Here is a 19163-nt window from a genome sequence, read left to right on the forward strand (position 1 = left end):
AAAAGCCCGGAGAAGGCGCCACCATAGCAAGATTGCGCGGGGATGTCGGCATTGCCGTGCAACTTTCACATCCACCGGCCGATTCGTCGGCCGCGCAAACCGCGAAGAAGTGCTGGAGTCGTCCCCCAACGCCGTAGCTTCGGCACCGCACCTATGCAGACTCGACGCCGCACACGGCTTCGGTTGCCAGGTCATCCGTCGCGCTCGCTGACACGCGTGTCAGTCCGAGGGGGAATGCATTTGACTTGCGCTTTGCTACTCCCCGGAACGAGGATACGGGCTGGGAACTGACACGCGTGTCCAGGCTTCACCGGATCGCGCAAGCGGGAGAAAGCAATGGCGGGAGCAGGCCGACAGCTTGTCATTGGGATGGACGTAGGCTCCACGACGGTCAAAGCCGTCGTCGTCGACGCCCAAACCAAGGAAATATTGTGGAGCGATTACCAGCGCCACCACACGAAGCAGCCCGAGTATGTGCTCTCGATGCTCGAGACCATCCTCGGGGCTTTTCCGGAGGGCAGCAGCACAACGCCCTGGAAAATGTTCCTCACTGGCTCCGGCGCCGGCCCGCTCTGCGGGCCCACCGGCGGCAAATTCGTGCAGGAGGTGAACGCCGTCTCCCTCTCCGTGGAGCACCTCCACCCGGACTGCGGCTCGGTCATCGAGCTCGGCGGGCAAGATGCGAAGATCATCATGTTCAAGTCGTCCAACAAGGACGGTGACGGGGAGAAAACCGCCACCGCCTCGATGAACGACAAGTGCGCCTCCGGCACGGGCGCCACCATCGACAAGTGCTTCCTCAAGGTGAACGCCCCGTCCGAGCTGGTGACGACCTTGCGCTTCGACGACTCGAAGCTGCACCACGTCGCTGCCAAGTGCGGCGTTTTCGCCGAAACGGACATCGTCAACCTGATCAAAAACGGCATCCCGGCGACCGAGGTGCTCTGCTCCTTGGCCGACGCCATCGTGCTGCAGAACCTCAGCGTGCTGACCCGCGGAGGCACCCTGAAGCACAAGGTCTGCCTCCTCGGCGGGCCCAATACGTATTTGCCCTTCCTGCAGGATTGCTGGCGCCTGCGCATCCCGCAAACGTGGGAGGAGCGCGGCTACGACTACCCGAAGGACATTCCGATCGAAGAGCTCATCTTCGTTCCGCAGAATTCGCAGTACTACGCCGCCTTGGGCGCGGTGCTCTACGGTCTGCACGAGGATGCCACCGTCGGCGTGTTGGACGCCACCCTCCAAGGCCTACGCGACTACATGACCACGGGCCGCAAGGCGCGCTTGGGCGAGTCGGCCGGCCCTCCGCTCTCGAAGAACGAAGAAGAGCTGCAGCAATTCCGTGACCTCTATTCGATTGCCAAGTTCCAGCCGATGAAGCTGGAGCCCGGCTCCCAGGTGAAGGCGGTCATCGGGTTGGACGGCGGCAGCACCTCCAGCAAGGCGGTGTTGGTCGATTACGATTCGGGCGAGATCATCTGCAAAGGCTACCAGCTCTCCAAGGGCAACCCGATCGTCGACACCAAGGACCTTTTGAAGCAGCTCCGCGATTACGTGGAGGTCGACCAGGGCGCGACCCTCGAGGTCATGGGCTTCGGGGCCACCGGCTACGCGGCCGACGTGCTGCAGGAATGCGTCAATTCCGACGTGAACGTGGTGGAAACCGTCGCTCACATGATGAGCGCCGTGCACTTCTTCGGCGACGTCGACGTCATTTGTGACATCGGCGGACAAGATATCAAAGTCTTGTTCATGAAGAATGGCGACATTGCCAACTTCCGATTGTCGAATAGCTGCTCGGCCGGAAATGGCATGTTGCTCCAGGCCACCAGCGATTCGTTCGGCGTGCCCGTTACGCAGTACGCGGACGTGGCCTTCAAGGCCGAGCTCGCGCCGAAGTTCTCCTACGGCTGCGCGGTGTTCTTGGATACGGACCGGGTCAATTTCCAAAAGGAGGGATTCTCCAAAGAGGAAATGCTCGCCGGCCTGGCCCAAGTGCTGCCGAAGAACGTGTGGCAATACGTGGTGCAGATCCCGCGGCTCGCGGCGCTGGGGCGGCGGTTCGTGCTCCAGGGCGGCACGCAATACAACTTGGCCGCGGTGAAGGCCCAGGTCGACTACATCAAGGAGCGCGTGCCCGATGCGGAGGTGTTCGTGCACCCGCACACGGGCGAGGCCGGCGCCATCGGCGCGGCGATGGAAACGCTCCGCGTGGTGAAGCGCAAGGGCAAGACCAGCTTCATCGGTGTTCAGGCAACGTTGGACCTGGAATTCACGACGAAGAACGACGAAGAGACGGTGTGCCACTTCTGCGAGAACGAGTGCAAGCGCACCTTCATCGACACGCGCCGCCCCGATGGAACGACGAGCCGCTACATCGCCGGCTTCTCGTGCGAGAAGGGCACCGTCGAGTCGAAGGAGGCGATGCTCGCGTTGGTCGCCGACCGCAAGAAGATCGCGCAGCAGTTTCCCAACATGGTCGACTACGAGTCGAAGCGCGCCTTCATGCACTTCTACAAGGGCGTGCCCATGCCCGAGGACAAGTCGCCCGTCCGCACCACCGAGGTGAAGAAGGGCATCTTCGGCACGCGTCGCGTGGAGGTGATTCGCCCCTTCCATCGCGCCAGCGAGGAAGTCTGGCAAGCGCGGCGCAGCGTACGCATCGGTGTTCCGCGGGTGCTCAACGTCTACTCGACGGCGCCGTGGATTCGCGCGTACTTCGAGGCCATCGGCATTCAGCGGCAGAATGTCGTCTTCAGCGACGCCACCACCGAGGAAATGTGGGTCGAGGGCGGGAAATACGGCTCGATCGACCCGTGCTACCCGTCCAAGGTGGCGCAGGCGCACATTCACCATTTGCTGTTCCACCAGCATATGCCGGAGAAGAAGAAGCCGCTGAAATACATCTTCTTCCCCATCCTCACGCACGTGAACTCGTTCGTGGCCGACACGATGGACAATGCGTGCTGCCCGATCGTGGCGGGTGCGCCGGACGTCATGAAGGCGGCGTTCACGAAGGAGATCGACTTCTTCAAGCAGCGCGGCATCGAGTACTTGGACCCTGCGTTGTCGTTCGCGGAGCCGACGTTGATGGCGCGCCGCATGTTCGAGACCTGGGGCCCGCGGCTCGGTGTGACGGAAGACGAGAACGAGCACGCGTGCCGTGAGGCCTGGAAGGCGCTCACGGAGTTCGATCGCGACGTCGAGGAGAAGGGCCGCGCCATTCTCGAGACGGTGGAGCACGAGGACCGGGTCGCCATTCTGATGATCGGGCGCCCGTACCACTCGGATCCGGGGCTCAATCACGGGATTCCCGAGGAGTTCCAGGTACTCGGGTATCCGGTGCTGTCGATCCGTTCGATTCCCAAGAGCCGTGAGTACTTGGACAAGTACTACAAGGAGGAGCTGGAGAAGGGGACCATCAAGACCCCGCTCGAGCTCAATCACGTGTGGCCGGAGAACTATTCGGCCAACAGCGCGCAAAAAGTGTGGGCGGCGAACTTCGCGGCGCACCATCCCAACGTGGTCGTGCTGGACCTCTCGTCCTTCAAGTGCGGTCACGACGCGCCGACGTACGGCCTCATCGACTCGATCATCGAGACGAGCAAAACGCCTTATGCCGCGCTCCACGACATCGACGCGAACAAGCCGGGCGGGTCGATCAAGATCCGCGTGAAGACCTACGCGCACGCATTGAAGCTCCACGAGGAACGCTTGCAAGATGCATCCAAGCGCCGCGCGGAGTTGATGCATGCGCTGGACAAGAAGAAGCTGATGCTGCTCGAGCTGCGCAACGAGCAAATCGCAGCACGCCACCGCCACAACGGCGATCCGGCGCTGCTTGCGGAAATCGAGGCACTGCGCGCGAAGGTGCGCGCATACGAGGCTCCGCCGGCACCGCCAGCGGACGAACGTCCCTCGGGCGTGGTGCAGCTCGGAAGGAAAACCGCAGGCGGGGTGGTTCCGATCCCGACGAAGCCTGCGATTCAAGCTCACGTGGAAGAACAACCGTTTCTGATGGCGCAAGAAGGGGAGTAACGAACATGACCACGAATTACGAAGTACGGCCGAAGGCCAAGCTCCCGGTGATTGACGTCGAAGCGGAATTGCGCCGTTTCGAAGAAGAAGAGCGCAAGCGCCTGGGGCTCGACCAACAGACGGACCAGTGGCTCGAGGAAATGGCCGGGCTCACCTTCACCAAGTCCGAGCGCTCGAAAATCACCATGCTGATCGGCGGCTTGACCCTCGCCCACGACTTCCTCATCGAGGGCGGTCTGAAGGGCGTCGGGTACAACGTGCAGATGCTCGACGCGCCGAACAACGCCGCGCTGCAATTCGGCAAAGAATTCGGCAACCGCGGGCAGTGCAATCCCACGTATTTCACCGTGGGGAATCTGATTCAGTATTTGACGATCCTGCGCGACAAGTTTGGAATGACGTCCGAGGAAATCGTCAAGAAGTACGTGTTCTTGACGGCCGGGGCCTGCGGGCCGTGCCGCTTCGGCATGTACGTGACGGAGTACCGCAAGGCGCTGCGCGATGCGGGCTTCGACGGCTTCCGGGTCATGCTGTTCCAGCAGACCGGCGGCTTGAAGCAGGCGACGGGCGAAGCGAGCGGCCTGGAGATGAACCCCACGTTCTTCTGGGCCATCATCAAGGGCATCGTGGTGGGCGACGTGCTCAACGCCATCGGCTACCGCCTGCGCCCCTACGAGCTGACCGCGGGCGATACGGATCGCGCGATCGAGCAGGCGAAGAAGATCTGCTACGAAGCCATGGAGAAGCGGACGAACATTCTGGCCGCGCTCTGGAGCTGCAAGCCGCTGTTCGAGGCGGTGAAGGTCGACAAGACATTGCCCAAGCCCAAGGTGAGCATCATCGGCGAGTTCTGGGCGATGACCACCGAGGGTGACGGCAATTACCAACTCCAGCGCTTTTTGGAGAGCGAGGGCGCCGAGGCCGATATCCAATTGGTGACGGCGTGGATCCTCTATACGATTTGGGAAGCGCGCCGCGACACCATCGAGCGCAAGGATCTCAAGGCGCAGGATACGGCGAAATTCGGATTGGGCGGCCTAGGCACCTTCGGCGCGATGAAGAAGATCCTCGCGGTGACGGCGGCCGACAAGCTGGTGCGCGTGCTGTTCCACACGTTCGCCTATACGGGCGGGCTCTATGGCTATCACCTGCCGGACATGGACGTCATCGCGCAGATTAGCCACGAGTATTACAACAATGACCTTCGCGGCGGCGAAGGGCACATGGAAGTTGGAAAGCTCATCATGAACGTCACGCACGCGAAGGCGCACATGACGCTCAGCGTGAAGCCGTTCGGCTGCATGCCCAGCGCCGGTGTTTCCGACGGCGTGCAATCGGCCATCACCGAGAAGTACCCCGGGACGATTTTCTGCCCCGTGGAGACGAGCGGCGACGGTCGGGTCAATTTCTATTCGCGCGTGCAAATGTACCTCTTCAAGGCGAAGCAAGCCGCCTTGGCGGAGTACGAGCGCGTGCTCGAGGAAAAGGGCCTTACGCGCGAGCAGATTCAGGCCTTCCTGGATGCCACGCCGCGTTTTGCGAGCCCGCTCCACAAGGCGCCGCACCGCCACGCCGGCAGCGCGGCGGATCTCGCAGCCGAGGTGGCGTCGCACATCACGCAAACGCGCTGGGAGCGCCTGCGTGACCGCCTCAGCGTGACGGCCCGTAAGAGCCAGGAGCTCGCGCAGAAGTCGCCGCACATGGTCATCAAAATGGTCAAGGCTGCCGCAGAAAATGCGCCGGCCGTGACAGAGCGCGTGAAGCAGGACATCCTTGCCTTCACCGAAGAGAAGAAGGCGGCACGACGCGCCCGCGCTCAGAAGAAAGACTCCAATCCCGTGGTAGCCGACGCGGCAGAATAACGCACCTCCGGAAATTCGTAACGGCGGCGGGCCCTCGCAAGAAGGTCCGCCGTTCGTCTTTTGTCGCGTCGTCGTGCCGGCGGCGACTCAGCGCGATCGCAAAAGCCGCCTTGGCTCCAACCCACCGCGCTCAGGACCCAGATGCCAGACGGTGTGCCGAAATCGTTGGCGTCGAGCTCGAACTCGAGACGATTGTCGGGGTAGCAAATGGATTCTCCCCATATTGCGCGACGTGCAATTGCGTTATGTGGGATTGTCGTAGCATTCGCTCTTTTGATTCGCAATGGGTGCCGGCCCGAGACGGGGTTGGTTCTGTGTTCTACTTTCTTTGAAATCGACTTTCCAATTGGAATGTCGGCACTTCCGATCAACTCGGAAGAGAAGGTGATGCTTCATGCCGACGCCCGTGGCGAGCGTCCATCCGTGAGGTCGTGCCTCCCATTCCCGCGGCCTCCAAAGGAGCGCCGTTCGCCTTTTGTCGACCCGCCGTGATACCTTCCTCGTTTTGGTATGAAAGCTTGGCTGGTGACATCCGACGAACCCTGGCGTGTGGCCATTCGCGACGTTGAGCCGCCCGCGCCGCTTGCGAACCAAGCGCTGGTGTCCGTGGTTGCCTTCGCCGTCGATCACGCCGATGCGGAGCTCTTGTTCGACCTGCGTGAATCGTGCATTCCAGGGGGCGACGTCGCCGGCGTGGTTCTCCAACCCGCGGCCGATGGCTCCGGACCCCCTCGCGGTGCACGCGTGGTGGGTCGCGTGGACGAGGGCGCTTGGGCGGAGCGGGTGGTCGTTCCCTCCTCTGCGCTCGCGGTCGTTCCGCCCGAGGTGACCTTGGTGCAAGCCGTGGCATCGCCCGACCCCCAGGTCATCGCCCCATGGCACGATCTCCACGGTGCGCTGGAGGCGCTGCAAGATCAGGGCATTTCCCAGAAAGCCGTACTTTGTATTTCATCGGGGGACGTTCTCCAGGACTGAAGTGTCGATCTCGCAGAGGGCAGGCCGCGCATCCCTGACGGGCCACGTCGCATCGATCGTGGCGCACCACCTTGAGCGAGGTGAAGATGACACGTTTCGAAGGCAGGAGCTTCACGGGCGCGCTGCGCATCGCGGCGTTGGCCATTACCTTGTTTGCAAGTGCAGCATGCCACGATGCCGAGCCGAGAGCCGGCTCGGGCGATGCCAACCCGGACGAGCTGCGCGAGCTCGATGCCGATGCGGCGAAGCGGCTCGATGCGGGCATCCATCGTGTCATGCACGAGATGGGTATTCCGGGCGCCATCATCGGGCTCTGGATGCCGGCAGAAGGCGCCTACGTGCGCGCTTTCGGTGTTGCCGACGAGGCCACCGGCGCGCCCATGACGCCTTATCTCTACATGCGAATCGGGAGCGTGACCAAGACCTTCAGCGTCACGGCGCTGCTGCAGTTGGTCGATCAGGGAAAGATTGGGCTCGATGATGCGATTTCCAAATACGTCGCCGGCGTGCCCGAGGGCGACCGAATCACATTGCGGCACCTTGCCGGCATGCGAAGCGGTATTCGCGACTTTGGTGTCGATGCCGATTTTGGAAAGAACTTCGTCAACGACCCCCGGCACATTTTCACCGCCGAGGAGCTGCTCGGATACGGCTTGCGCCATCCCTTGTCCTTCGAGCCGGGCAACGGTTTCGAATATAGCAATACGAATACCGTGTTGCTTGGCCTGGTGATCGAGAAGGTCAGCGGGCAGCATCTGGACGAATACCTTCGAGAGCATGTGTTCGAACCGCTTCGCCTCGGGCAGACGAGTTATCCGACCACGTCGTTTTTTCCTTCGCCGCACCCTCGTGCGTATACGAGCCTGACTCCGGATGGCCGTGTGGTGGATGGCTCGGATTGGAGCCTATGGTCTGCGGGCGCCGCCGGCGGCGTCATATCCCGATTGGACGATATGCTCATCTGGTCGAAGGCTCTGGCGACGGGCCGTTTGCTGACGCCAGCGATGCACGCGGAGCGTTTGCAGGGAGTCACCCTTCCGAAGAACCCTGGTGTGCGCTACGGCCTCGGGCTCTTCGACGCAGGCGGCTGGATCGGCCACAACGGATCCATCGCCGGGTTCGAGAGCTTGATGGTTTATCTCGCCTCGCGGGACACTCCGCTGATCATCCTGCTCAACACGGATGTTCGACGGAATGGCGCGTCTCCGGCCCTGCAATTGGCAAAGGCCATCACGAGCATCGCAACACCCGAGAACCCGATTCCGCTGTGAACGTAGTCGAGCGCCTCTTCGGTGCCGCGCCCGCATAACGTTTTTTTCGGGAACCTTTTCGATTGCCGCCGGTCTGCCCCTGCGATGGCGCACGTTCACGCAGAGCGAGGTACGGGCTCGGAGCCGAATCCTCCGGGGCAGATGACGGCGGCCATGCGCGCCGTTTCGGCGCCCAAAGGCCCGAAGGTGCTGCGAATCGGTGTGGTTCGCCAGGGGCGCATTCTCGAGGAGCGGATCCTATCCATTGGCGCCATCAGGCCTTTCGAGCGGGTTGGGGCTCATTACTATTTGAAGCTCGAGGACGTTGCGGATGCGCGGATTGCGTTCGGTGCGGACATTCGCGACATGGCTGCGTTGCGCGAGCTCGCGGGAGACAAGCACCGGCTTCGCCTGCCGGACGATGCCCGAGGCCGCGTCGTCCTCGACGGTGTGACACTTCTCTTTCAATTCGTCTTGCGGCCGCCCCCGCAGCCTCGTCCACAGCTTCCGTTGTCGGTCCAAGGCGGCATTCTTCGCCAGATCGATTGGGATCTGACCATCCTCGCTGCGTTTAGCTTTCTCATCCATTTCGGCTTGGTGGGGGCACTCTGCTCGGATTGGATGGATCCCGTGATCGATGAAAGCGTGGTGGTGCGCCTCGTCGATCCGGCGCCCAACCTTCCGCAGCCGATGACCGAGGTACCCGTCGAACCCACGCCGATCGTGCCCAACGAGTCGCCCGCTCCAGCGACGGGCGCGAAGCCCACAAAGAGCGGTCGCGGCGCGCCCGTCCACCACGACGATGGTGTCTCCATCGCGGAGCAGGCGCGGGCCATGCAAATTGGGATTCTCGGTGCCTTCGACACCGGCCCTGCCGTGAAGGACGCGTTGAACGGACGCGAGCTCCCGCCCGTCGATCTGTCGCAAGCGGCGAAGTCGGAGGCGGGTGTCACCGGGAACGAACTTCACGTCGCAGGCAATTCCGTCGTTCACCCCGGCGCTTCGCGCACCGATCTCGCGTCCATTGGCAACCGCCATGGCGGCGAGCGCGATGGAGCAGGCCACGCGGCGGAGCCCCGAGGCCCGTCGCCGGACATACGAATCGATCCGCCCAGCTGGTCTGCCCCCGTCGCCGACGCCGAGCGCGTCGTATCGTCCCTGCGGCCGCGTTTTCGCGTGTGTTACCAACGCGGGTTGAACACGGATCCGGAAATGGCCGGCGCGGTCACCATCGTCGCAAAGGTGGCGCCCAACGGAGAGGTGCTCGAGGCGGATCCCTCGGGAGCCACCGGCCTTTCCCCCGACGTCATCGCATGCATCCAGCGCGTCGTGCGCAATGCGCAATTCGCCGCGCCCGGCGGCACGGGCAGTGCGGTTCGAATCCCGGTGAAGTTCGTGCGTCAGACGCGCTAGAAGCACTCCTTCTGGCAGCGCGACTCGGCGTGCGCCGCGCAGGTGGCGTCCCAGGCGAGATCGTCGCAGCATGTGGAGTCGACGGCACATATCGATTCAACGCAGACATCGCACGCCGTCTTTTCGGATTGGGACGCGGGCACGTCGCCGAGAAGACCCAAGTCGTCGAGCGCCGCAACCTCGGTGCTCTCGGCGGCAGCCGCGCACGTGGCGCCTTTGGCGAATCCTGCCGCGGGCGACTTGTTCATGCGCGCGCTCGTATTGGGCCCCCAGAGCCCATCCTCGTCGATCTTGTCACCCGGGTTGTTTCGATTCCAAAGCCGCTGAAAGGCCTGCACATCGAGGCCCTGGTAGTCCTTTGCCCCGGAGCCCACGTAATCGAAGTGCACCGGATCGCTGCTGCCAAGCCAGCGGAAGCCGCGAGCCTTCAGGATGCTCTTCCACGCATCGTATTGGCTCGTATCGAAGGCCAACCCCGTTTCGTGATTGCTATTTCCCGGCTTCGCCGCCAAACCGATTCCGCAGCGCCCTGCCTGGTACCATGAATAGAGCAAATACTGTTGGGCCACCGTGCGAAGCATCGAATTGATGCCCATGGCCTTGTTCGGATTGGCATTCAGTGCCGCCACCAGCTGGTCGCGCCCGGGCTTTTGCATATTTGCAAATACATTGGACCCGAAGGTGACTTTGCCCGCCTTGGGAACGGCCGTATAGGCTCCCGGCTTCAAACAGTTCCCCTCGGCGATGATCTGCAGACTCAATCCACGCACGCTGCTCGTATCGCAGCTATTTTGCACCGCCTGACCGACGGTGCCCCCGGCCAGCGAATCCTGCTGCACGCCGTCGTCCGTCTCGTCCCGTGATTCGGAATCTGCGGACGAACAGCCCACCAGAAGCGCAGTCGCAACGAAGACGGAAAAGCGAAGGCTTGCCATGCCGGTCAGCGTGCAGAGGGCGTGCCTTTCTCCCGAGCTCGGTTTGCGCCGAAACTCGTGCACTGTACCTTCTCGGTGATTCGCCCCTGGTGGTGAAGTGATCCACTTGGATCGCTGCTTCGCCTTTTTGGTAGAAGTACCACCATGTTGCATCGCATCCCCAAGGAAGTCGAAGGGCTCGCCCGGCGCCTCCGCGAGCGCGGCAAGCGCGCGTGGGTCGTGGGCGGGTGCGTGCGCGATCTCTTGCTCGGTCGCAACGTCTCCGATTGGGACCTCTGCACCGACGCGCTCCCGGAAGAGCTCATGAAGATCTTTCCGAGGGCCATTCCCACCGGCATCGCCCATGGGACGGTCACCGTGATGGTCTCGGGCACCGGCTACGAGGTCACCACCCTGCGCGGGGAGACCACCTATTCCGACGGCCGCCACCCCGACGAGGTGCATTTCACCAGCGACATCGTAGCCGACTTGGCCCGGCGCGATTTCACCATGAACGCCATCGCGCTCGACCCGGAGACGGGCACGCTGATCGATCCGTTCGATGGCCAGAAGGATCTCGATGCGCGCATTCTCCGCGCCGTGGGCGATCCGCGCGAGCGCTTCGCCGAGGACGGTCTGCGCGTGCTGCGCGCGGCGCGCTTCGTGGCCACGTTGGAGGTCGAGCTCGATCCCGCCACCCGCGGAGCGATTGCGCCCACGCTCGACACGTACCGCAAGGTCAGCATGGAGCGCGTGCGCGACGAGTGGCTCAAGACGATGAAGGCGAAGAAGCCGTCGCGCGCCTTCGATGTCATGCGCGAGACCGGCATTCTGGGCATCACCTGTCCCGAGCTGCTCGAGGGCTACGGCATGGAGCAAAATCGCTGGCACGAGTACGACGTGTGGCGCCACGGCATGGAGTGCATGGACGCGTGCCAAGGCGATGCCGTTCTCCGCGTCGCCGCGCTCTTGCACGACGTGGGAAAGCCGCGCTCGCGCGCCTTCAGCGACAAGACGCAGGACTACACCTTCTACGATCACGAGCGCATCGGCGCCGAAATCGCCGATCCCATCCTCACGCGCATGAAATTCTCCAACGACGAGCGCGCCCGCATCGTCGATTTGGTGCGCCATCACCTCTTTCACTACACGGACGAATGGAACGATTCGACGGTGCGCCGGTGGATCCGCCGCGTCGGTCGCGAGCGCGTGGAGGATCTCTATCGCCTGAACGAGGCCGATTTGCGCGGGAAGGGGAGGGACGTGGAGGACGAGCTGCGCGGCCTCGAAGCCCTCAAGGTCCACGTGCAGAAGGTGATCGACGCGGGCGACGCCCTCAGCGTGCGCGAGCTGAAGATCAATGGGCACGATCTCATGCGCGACCTCGGTCTCAAGCCCGGGCCCCTTCTCGGGCGCATTCTGACGCAGCTCCTCGAGGAGGTGCTCGCCGATCCGGCGCTGAACGAACGCCATGCACTTCTCGCCCGCGCGAAAGATCTCGCGAAGGGCTAGGATGCCCCGCGCGACCATGACTCGACGCTCGGTAGGCCTACTCGGGGTCCTTTTCGCGTTCAGCGCAAGTCCATCACCTGCGCTCGCGCAATCCGCCGCGCCCGCGCCGGAGACCTTCGCCATTGGCGATTGGACCTTCTCGCCCAGCCTGCAGCTTCGCACCCGGGGCGAGTACCGGCGCGATCCCGTGGACATGGGCGGGCGAAACGCCGACGGCACGGTGCGCCGCGTGGAGGATGCAACCTTGGTCTTCGAGCGGGCCCGCCTTGGGCTCGCAGCCGACCGCGGCCCGCTTCACGCGCAGATCACGCTGCAGGACTCGCGCGCCTGGGGCTCGAGCCCCACCGGAGAGGCCCGCTTTTTCGCACCGTTCGAGGCCTACGCCGAGGCGCGCACGTCCAGCGCGCGGCCGGCGTACCTGCGCATCGGGCGACAGGCCATCGCGTGGGGCGATGGTCGCCTGCTCGGCACCGCCGATTGGCATCCCGTCGCGCGCTCGCTCGATGCCGTGCGCGGGCACGTGGCCTCGGGCGCGTTCGACGTCGAGGCCTTTGCCGCCATGCTCGAGCAGCCGCAGCCGGCAAGCCCCACCTTCGGCCAGACCGACTTTCTCGGCACGTCCACGGGCACGCAGCTCTATGGCTTGCAGATCGCCTGGGCGCTGGATCCGCTGTTGCGCGTGGAGCTCTCGGGGCTCGGGCGCGTATCGCGCACCGTGCCCACGGGCTCGCGCTTCGACATGGCGCGCCTGTATGGCGAGACGTACACCGGCGATTTGCGCATCTTCGGCGAGGGGCGCGGATTCAAATATGCCATCGAGGGCGCGTACCAATTCGGCACCGCGCGCTCCCTTGGCCTGGATCGCGCGGCGTACGCGGCCGCGGCGTACGTCGGCCGCACCTTCGACAACGTGGTGCTGACCCCCACCTTGCGCCTCGGTGGCTCGTTTGCCTCGGGCGACGATGGGCAGGGCAAGTACAAGCAGTTCGACCCGCTCTTGCCCGACGTGTACACGAACCACGGCGCCATGGACATCTTCGCCTGGTCCAATGCCGCCGAGCTGCATGCGCGTCTCACATTGGTGCCGTGGACCGACGGCGTGTTCGGCCTCGAATACCGTTACGCGCGCTTGGTGGAGGCTTCGGGCGAGTGGATCACCACGCCGCTCAACACGATTGGCCGCGCCCCAGCGAACGATGCCAATAACGTGAGCGAGCTCGGGCATGAAGGTGACGTCTTCCTCACGTGGCTTCCGTGGTCTTCGCTCGAGCTACGGGCGGGCTACTCGGCTTTCATCCTGGGCGATGGGGCGCGCACCATCCGAGCGGCTGCGTATGCGCCGGCGGCAGTCGCGCACTTCGGCTATGCGCAGGCGACGTTGACCATACCGTGACTTACTTGCTCACCCAGCGCCGGTTCGGCCCCACGTCGGCGTGGACGAACCAGTCCTTCTGCGTGGGGTAGATGCCCACGCCCCCGTCCCAGCCCGTATCGCGGATCTGCCGCTCCACGAAGGCCGGCGCGAGCGGGCGCTCGGTGCCGGCGGGCACGATGCGGAAATCGCAGGCGTGCCCCAGCGAGTGCTGGCTGTGGGACGCCACGTGGTGCCCCTTTTTCCGCAGCATTTCGTTCAGCTTGGGGCTGCGAAAGCCGCTTACCAGCTCGATGCGGGCGCCCGGGTAGCGCGCAATCAGGGTGCGCAATAGCTCGAGCAGGCGCGCATCGAGCAGAATGCTCGACCCGGTCACCCGATCCGCGAGAAGCTTGGAAAAGCGGTCCTGCGATGGCGCGGTGGCATCCAACGCCACGCGCTCGTTCGTGTGAACTTGGACCAGTGTCCCGAAGAGGGGAAGGTCGGGCGGGGAGCGGCCGTCTTCGAGGACCGGCGTCGCCTTTTTGCTGGCGAGGCGCATGGAACGGGGCACCGAGGCGTCGGCCGCCAATGGTGCCGCAACCGTACTCGACACGACCCCCACGAGGAGGGTGACGCAAACACCCGAAGCGCCTCTCACACTCGTCGAGTTTACGATGTTACAAAAGAAGAGCCATGACCATCGCGCGCGACGAAGGCCCGATCACGCACCGACGAGAAGACGGACCCGATTTGTATTTCGTTTCGGCCATGCCGAAGCGTGCCCGTGCGGCCGTGGGCATTTTGCACGGCTATGCCGACCACGCGGCGCGCTACACGCACGTGATGGACGCTTGGGCCGAGCGCGGCGTTGGCAGCGTGGCCATCGACATGCGCGGCCACGGTCGCGCCAAGGGCACGCGCGGGCATTGCGGGCGCTTTACGGAATTTCTCTCCGACGCGGGTGAGCTCGCGCGGGTGCTCAGCGATCGCGCTGCCGGTGTTCCGTTGTTCCTCATGGGGCACAGCTTCGGTGGCTTGGTTGCGGCACACAGCGTTCTTCAGTCGGCGCGCTCGTGGCGCGGCCTTTTGCTGAGCAGCCCTTACTTCGACCTCGCGCTTCAAGTGCCCCGCGCGAAGCTCGCGCTCGGGCGCATTGCCTCGCGCATCGTGCCCAAGCTGGGGCTTCCTTCGGGCCTCACGGGCAAGGATCTCACGCACGATACTGCGCGCGCCCGTGCCTACGACGACGACCCGCTGGTGTTCCCATTGGCCCGCGCTCGCTGGTTCCGTGAGACCCAAAAGGCGCAGGCCCGCGTGTTCTCCCAGGCGCCCGAGTTCACCTTGCCGCTCTACGTTCTGTTCGGGGCCGCGGATCCCGTTGCCAAGTTGGACGGGGGCAAACGGTGGTTCGACGCCGTCCGCTCCTCGGACAAGACGTGGGACGCGCGCGATGGCCTTCTGCACGAGTGCCTCAACGAGCTCTCGTGGCGCGAGATCGCCGACACCATGTCCGATTGGATCCTTGCTCGGACGAAATAAGAGCGGCTCAGCGTACGCAGACGCCAATCGTCTTCGACTTCGTACTCACCGGCGCACACGTGCCGCCGTCGCCGCATTCGCCGCTGGCGCCGCAGATCGTCTGACCACCGCCGCACGCCGGATCGGCGCTGCAATACGTCCGCTTGATGCCCGACACGAACCCCGTGCTGCACGCTGTGTTGACGGTGGCGGTTCCTTGCAGGCAGCACGTCGGCTTGCCCGGGTCGACGCAGTCCGCCTTTTCATCGCACTCGAAGTCGGCGCCGCCAGCGTCCACCAAGGCATCGCAGGGACTGCCCGCGGCGTTGCAGGTCGATGGCACGTTGGGCGTGACCACGGGGTACACGCAGCAATGCTCGCTGACGGCGCAGTTTCGCTTGGCGCCGCCCGCCATGAAGGGACAGAACGCCCCTGCATCGGGCGACGGTTGCAACGTCAACGGCGTTCCACAGTCGACGGGCGCGTCCGCTCCGGCATCGGCGCTTCCACTGTCGTCGTCGGTTCCGGCATCCACCCCGGTGTCGACGAAGTTCGCCGTCGCATCGTGCTTCGTCGGAAAGCCCGTGCCGCCCTCCGAACATGCCGCGAGCTCGATCGCGCCCGCAGCCACCAACACGGATCCGCCCAACGCGCCGAGCGCACGCTCCCATCGCATCATCATCGATGCGATGTATAGCCTAAAAACTCACTCCTTCGCGGCCAACTCTGCAGTGGAAGGCGTCGAGCGGAATTGAATGGGCGTGAACACCGGCGGCAGACCAAGGCGGGCCCGCCGTGCACTCTCCCAAGCGGGAACCTTCGCCGCTACGAAGTTCGCGAAGCTCGCGAGGGTGATGCCAGCGAAAATATCGATCAGGTAGTGCCACCGCAGAAACATGGTCGCGCCAATGATCTGCACGGCGAAAAATCCAACGATGGGCCACGTGTACTTGAACGGCAGCAGCTTCCGATGCCGGTACGAGAAGATGGCCAAGAACGTGGGCGCCGCCGTGTGGAGGCTCGGGAAAATGTCCTTCTGCGCGCCACCGGCTTCCACCGCCTCGCGCACCAAGCCCCAGAACAGGCCGCCCGAGAGTTGATGCTTGAATTGCGCCGCCATGTGCGCGTACGGCCCGTAGCCCGGCACCACCATGTAGAGGGTGTGCGCGCTGCAGAACACGACGCAGATGCCCAACCCGAATTGGGTGAGCAGCTTGTCGTTCTTCACGGCGAGCAAGAACGGAATGACGTGGACGATGAGAATCGCGAAGTAGCTGAAATAGAAGAACGCGAACCACTCGGTGGTGGTCGGCGTCACGAACTGGTCCCACGCAAGCGAGGGCTCGACGCCGAAGACGCGAAGGTCGAACGCGAGGATGTCGGCGTCGACAGAATGTTGCGTGACCGCCGGCAGGATGTCGCGGAGCTGGAAGTACGTTAGGAACACCGCACCGAACATGGTGGTGCGGTACACGATGGTGTTGCCCAAGCTTCCCTGCGGGAGAAGTCCACCACGCGAAAGCGATAGCCCAAGGCCCACCAACGCGACGTCGATGAGGACGTGCTCGATGCATCGCACGCGTCCCGGCCCACTGCCGAACACCAGCGAGAGCAGCAGCACGGTGAAGTAACCGAGCACGAGCCAATCTTGGACGGCCAGGTTCCGCACCAACCGCGAGCCGAAGGCCGCGAGGAAATTGCGGCTTTCCGCGAGCTCGGCGGCGTCTGCGCGGGAGAGCGATTTGTCGAGATACTGCTGGGTCATTGGCGATTCGGTCGGCTCAGCCCCCGGCCGGACAGCCGAGGTGTGTCTTCGAGGTGACGAGACGGATGCAGGTTTCTGACCAAGATTCGAGGACTTGGCGTGCCCATCCGTGCGAGAAGCTTGTCCGACGCTATGGCGCATGTGCGCGAGCCGTCAACGTGGGAATCTCCAAAAGAGCCGCGAAAATAGATACGCGGTGCGTACGCGCCGTGACGGAAGCGCTACGCTATTCGTCGTCGCCGACGGCCCGAATGCGGACGGTACCTGCGCCTGCACGCATCTTCGCCTGGCAGGCGAGACGTTGGGCAGGGGGCGCGACGGCGAAAACATCCAGCACGTCGAGCTCCTCGTCTTCCGCATCGAGCAGAAGTTCGGCTCCTTCGAGCACGTGGATGCGGCAGGTGCCGCAGTTGGCGCTCCGACACGAGAACGGGACGGGCGCATCGTTTTCATCACAGAGATCCGCAATGGCGCCGCCATCGGGCGCGTCGATATGAACGGGGTCGCTGTTGTCGAGGGCTTCGAAAATCACGGTAGGCATGGCAGAGCGCGCGAAGCTTACGATCTTTGCAACATGAGCGCATGCTCCCCACGCGGAATTTCTGAAAAAGCTCTCGCCGTGGGGCCGTGAAAATGCGGTCTTCGCTGCGTGGCGCGCGCGAGGGGAACGAGCTTGGTGCTCTCGGCCGCGCGCGCGACGAGCTGGTCGGCGCGCAACGCCCGCGAGCCGACGGCGGAATCGCCAATGAGCATGACCAGCGGCGCACCCGCTTTCATCACGCGCGCAGCGGCGCGAAGGAACGCGGTGAGCTCGGCGATCCATGCTTCCTCGGCCGCATCGGGGTGCATCTTCGCGTAACGCCGTTTGGCGCCGAGCTCTCCGCGTTCGAGTCGGCGATCGTCGAGTCCGAGCCAACGCAATCGGACGGTATGGTGCGCCAGGTAGTCGTACGTGTTCGCGTACGGCGGTGACGTGACGATGGCATCGATGCTCGCCGTTTCGACGGTGGCGAGCTTGGTGGCATCGTCCAACTCGACGCGTGCGGGGAGTGGCGACGCGGGCAGTTGCTTGGCGTACTCGCCGAGGCGCGCCACGAGCTCCTCGGTTTTGCGGAAGAAGAGCTTCGCGGTGTACCCCGCGGCAATGCGGCGAGGGGCCGCGTCCTCCGAGGTGTCGCTCTTTTTCTGACTGACCTTGATGAAGAGCGACGAGAGCACGAGGTAGAGCGCATCCTTCGCGACCGCATCGGCGGGATCGGTGAGCTCTTCGATGCCCGCGCGCAAGCTGTCGAGTTCGAGCAGCACGTGCGGCGGGAAGAGGGCCACGTCGCGATCGGCGAGTCTTCGCGTCGCCCCGGCGCGTGCGATGCGGCGTTCGTCGGCCTTCTGTCGAATGGTTTGCGATGCGGCGAGGATGCGTTCGGCTTCTTCGGGGCCGAGCGGGGTGATTTTGCGCCGCGCGAGTTTGATCGCGAGCGGGTTCAAGTCGGTGCCCGCCGATGCGCGCCCTGCGAGGCGGGCTTCGACGATCACGGTCCCCGAGCCGCAGAACGGGTCGAGCACGCGCTGCCCCGGGGCGGCGAGCTGTTCGACGAGGCGCCGTGCGGTGAGGGGATGCATCCGCGCAGGGTACGCATGGAAGCCATGCACGTGCGCACGCGCAGGATCGCTGTCGTCTCCCTCGTTGCTGGGCACGTCGAGCGCCGCCGCGAGGAGTGCCGCGGCTTTTCGGTCGCCGCCGGTTTCGATTTTACCGCCGACGTGGGTCAGCGCCCGCCGAATGCGCGGCGTCGACATTCTCTTCCTCGCTTTCCATGATGGCCTGGGCCTCGATGGCCGCGGCCTCGGTCGTGTAAACCAGCTCCGTATCTTTGACGACGATGCGCACGCGGTTGTCGACGGAGAGAAAAGACATCATGCGCTCGACGTCCTCCACCGTGGTGCGCATCTCGCGCGCAATCTGCTCCGCGGTCGCTTCGCTGCCGCGCACCTTGAGCAACGCTTCCGCGACGCTCTCCCACGCATCGAATGTGCTCTTTTTGGCTTCCTCACGCTTCGCATGCGCGCGCCGCCCATAGACGATCGCTGCTGCAATCGCGGCCACCGCCGCCGCCAATAGAACCGCGCCCACCGCGACACTCGCCGCCCCGAGCGCGACGCCCAACGCCGCAAGCAACGCCCCCGTGAGCGACAGCCCAATGCTCGCGATGCGGTACGTGAAGGCCATCTTCTTCGCGCGCCCCGCTTTGACGAGCTCCTCCCGCTCCCTCTCCGAGTGCGCCGCTTCCTCCTCCACGGGCACTCGCGGTCCCCCACAGACGCCACAAACCCACCGCAGCTCGGAGTCCTCCTCCATCCGCGCCCGCGCCCCACAGTGCGGACACGGCCGATGCTTCATCAACTCCGCCGCCGCCACCGCACCAGGGTCCATCAGCCCGCGCACCCTACAGCACGACGCCCTCCGGGGCTACTGGCAGAGCTAGATCCCCCTCCCACCTCGAACTCTGCCCTCCAACCTCCAACCTCCAACCTCAAACTCAGCCTCGCACTCGCACTCGCACT

At 64.2% G+C, this 19163-nt stretch carries 15 protein-coding genes; 8 read left to right on the plus strand and 7 right to left on the minus strand.

The window, feature by feature from the left end:
* The first annotated feature begins 336 nt into the window (after positions 1-336).
* The 5 genes from LZC95_12185 to LZC95_12205 all read left to right on the plus strand — a co-directional run bounded on the left by LZC95_12185 (position 337) and on the right by LZC95_12205 (position 9538).
* Entirely contained in the window at positions 337-4038 is a 3702-nt protein-coding gene (locus tag LZC95_12185) for an acyl-CoA dehydratase activase-related protein (protein ID WXA97590.1), read from the plus strand.
* Between the two features lie 5 nt (positions 4039-4043).
* The gene (locus LZC95_12190) at positions 4044-5900 is read left to right on the plus strand and encodes a 2-hydroxyglutaryl-CoA dehydratase (protein WXA97591.1); all 1857 of its coding nucleotides are present in this window, start codon (positions 4044-4046) and stop codon (positions 5898-5900) included.
* Positions 5901-6425: 525 nt separating this feature from the next.
* A complete protein-coding gene (locus LZC95_12195) occupies positions 6426-6875 on the plus strand; it encodes a hypothetical protein (GenBank protein WXA97592.1) in 450 nt (149 codons plus the stop codon).
* A gap of 86 nt (positions 6876-6961) precedes the next feature.
* A complete protein-coding gene (locus LZC95_12200; protein WXA97593.1) occupies positions 6962-8146 on the plus strand; it encodes a beta-lactamase family protein in 1185 nt (394 codons plus the stop codon).
* Between the two features lie 84 nt (positions 8147-8230).
* Positions 8231-9538, plus strand: a complete 1308-nt coding sequence (locus tag LZC95_12205; GenBank protein ID WXA97594.1) for an AgmX/PglI C-terminal domain-containing protein — start codon at positions 8231-8233, stop codon at positions 9536-9538.
* Here LZC95_12205 and LZC95_12210 read toward each other — a convergent pair.
* Entirely contained in the window at positions 9535-10473 is a 939-nt protein-coding gene (locus LZC95_12210) for a M15 family metallopeptidase (protein ID WXA97595.1), read from the minus strand. The genes LZC95_12205 and LZC95_12210 overlap by 4 nt on opposite strands.
* A 144-nt stretch (positions 10474-10617) precedes the next feature.
* Here LZC95_12210 and LZC95_12215 point away from each other — a divergent pair, with 144 nt between their 5' ends.
* The gene (locus LZC95_12215) at positions 10618-11964 is read left to right on the plus strand and encodes an HD domain-containing protein (GenBank protein WXA97596.1); all 1347 of its coding nucleotides are present in this window, start codon (positions 10618-10620) and stop codon (positions 11962-11964) included.
* A 16-nt stretch (positions 11965-11980) separates the two neighbouring features.
* The gene (locus LZC95_12220; protein WXA97597.1) at positions 11981-13357 is read left to right on the plus strand and encodes an alginate export family protein; all 1377 of its coding nucleotides are present in this window, start codon (positions 11981-11983) and stop codon (positions 13355-13357) included.
* Position 13358: 1 nt separating this feature from the next.
* On the opposite strand, the gene LZC95_12225 is transcribed toward LZC95_12220, so the two are convergent.
* Positions 13359-13931, minus strand: a complete 573-nt coding sequence (locus tag LZC95_12225; GenBank protein ID WXA97598.1) for a DUF882 domain-containing protein — start codon at positions 13929-13931, stop codon at positions 13359-13361.
* Positions 13932-14011: 80 nt separating this feature from the next.
* Between LZC95_12225 and LZC95_12230 the strand changes: the two genes are divergently transcribed.
* Entirely contained in the window at positions 14012-14857 is an 846-nt protein-coding gene (locus LZC95_12230; GenBank protein WXA97599.1) for a lysophospholipase, read from the plus strand.
* A gap of 7 nt (positions 14858-14864) precedes the next feature.
* Here LZC95_12230 and LZC95_12235 read toward each other — a convergent pair whose 3' ends face one another.
* The 5 genes from LZC95_12235 to LZC95_12255 form a co-directional block, all read right to left on the minus strand.
* The gene (locus LZC95_12235) at positions 14865-15518 is read right to left on the minus strand and encodes a hypothetical protein (protein ID WXA97600.1); all 654 of its coding nucleotides are present in this window, start codon (positions 15516-15518) and stop codon (positions 14865-14867) included.
* A gap of 24 nt (positions 15519-15542) precedes the next feature.
* On the minus strand, positions 15543-16601 hold the full coding sequence (locus LZC95_12240; protein ID WXA97601.1) for a phosphatase PAP2 family protein: 1059 nt from the start codon (positions 16599-16601) through the stop codon (positions 15543-15545).
* 226 nt (positions 16602-16827) lie between these two features.
* The gene (locus LZC95_12245; GenBank protein WXA97602.1) at positions 16828-17142 is read right to left on the minus strand and encodes a (2Fe-2S)-binding protein; all 315 of its coding nucleotides are present in this window, start codon (positions 17140-17142) and stop codon (positions 16828-16830) included.
* Between the two features lie 17 nt (positions 17143-17159).
* The gene (locus tag LZC95_12250) at positions 17160-18398 is read right to left on the minus strand and encodes a site-specific DNA-methyltransferase (protein ID WXA97603.1); all 1239 of its coding nucleotides are present in this window, start codon (positions 18396-18398) and stop codon (positions 17160-17162) included.
* On the minus strand, positions 18352-19032 hold the full coding sequence (locus LZC95_12255) for a hypothetical protein (protein WXA97604.1): 681 nt from the start codon (positions 19030-19032) through the stop codon (positions 18352-18354). The genes LZC95_12250 and LZC95_12255 overlap by 47 nt, the downstream gene beginning before the upstream one ends.
* Positions 19033-19163 lie beyond the last annotated feature (131 nt).

The sequence above is a fragment of the Sorangiineae bacterium MSr12523 genome, from assembly GCA_037157775.1.
In the GTDB taxonomy this organism is placed as follows: Bacteria; Myxococcota_A; Polyangia; order Polyangiales; family Polyangiaceae; genus Pendulispora; species Pendulispora brunnea.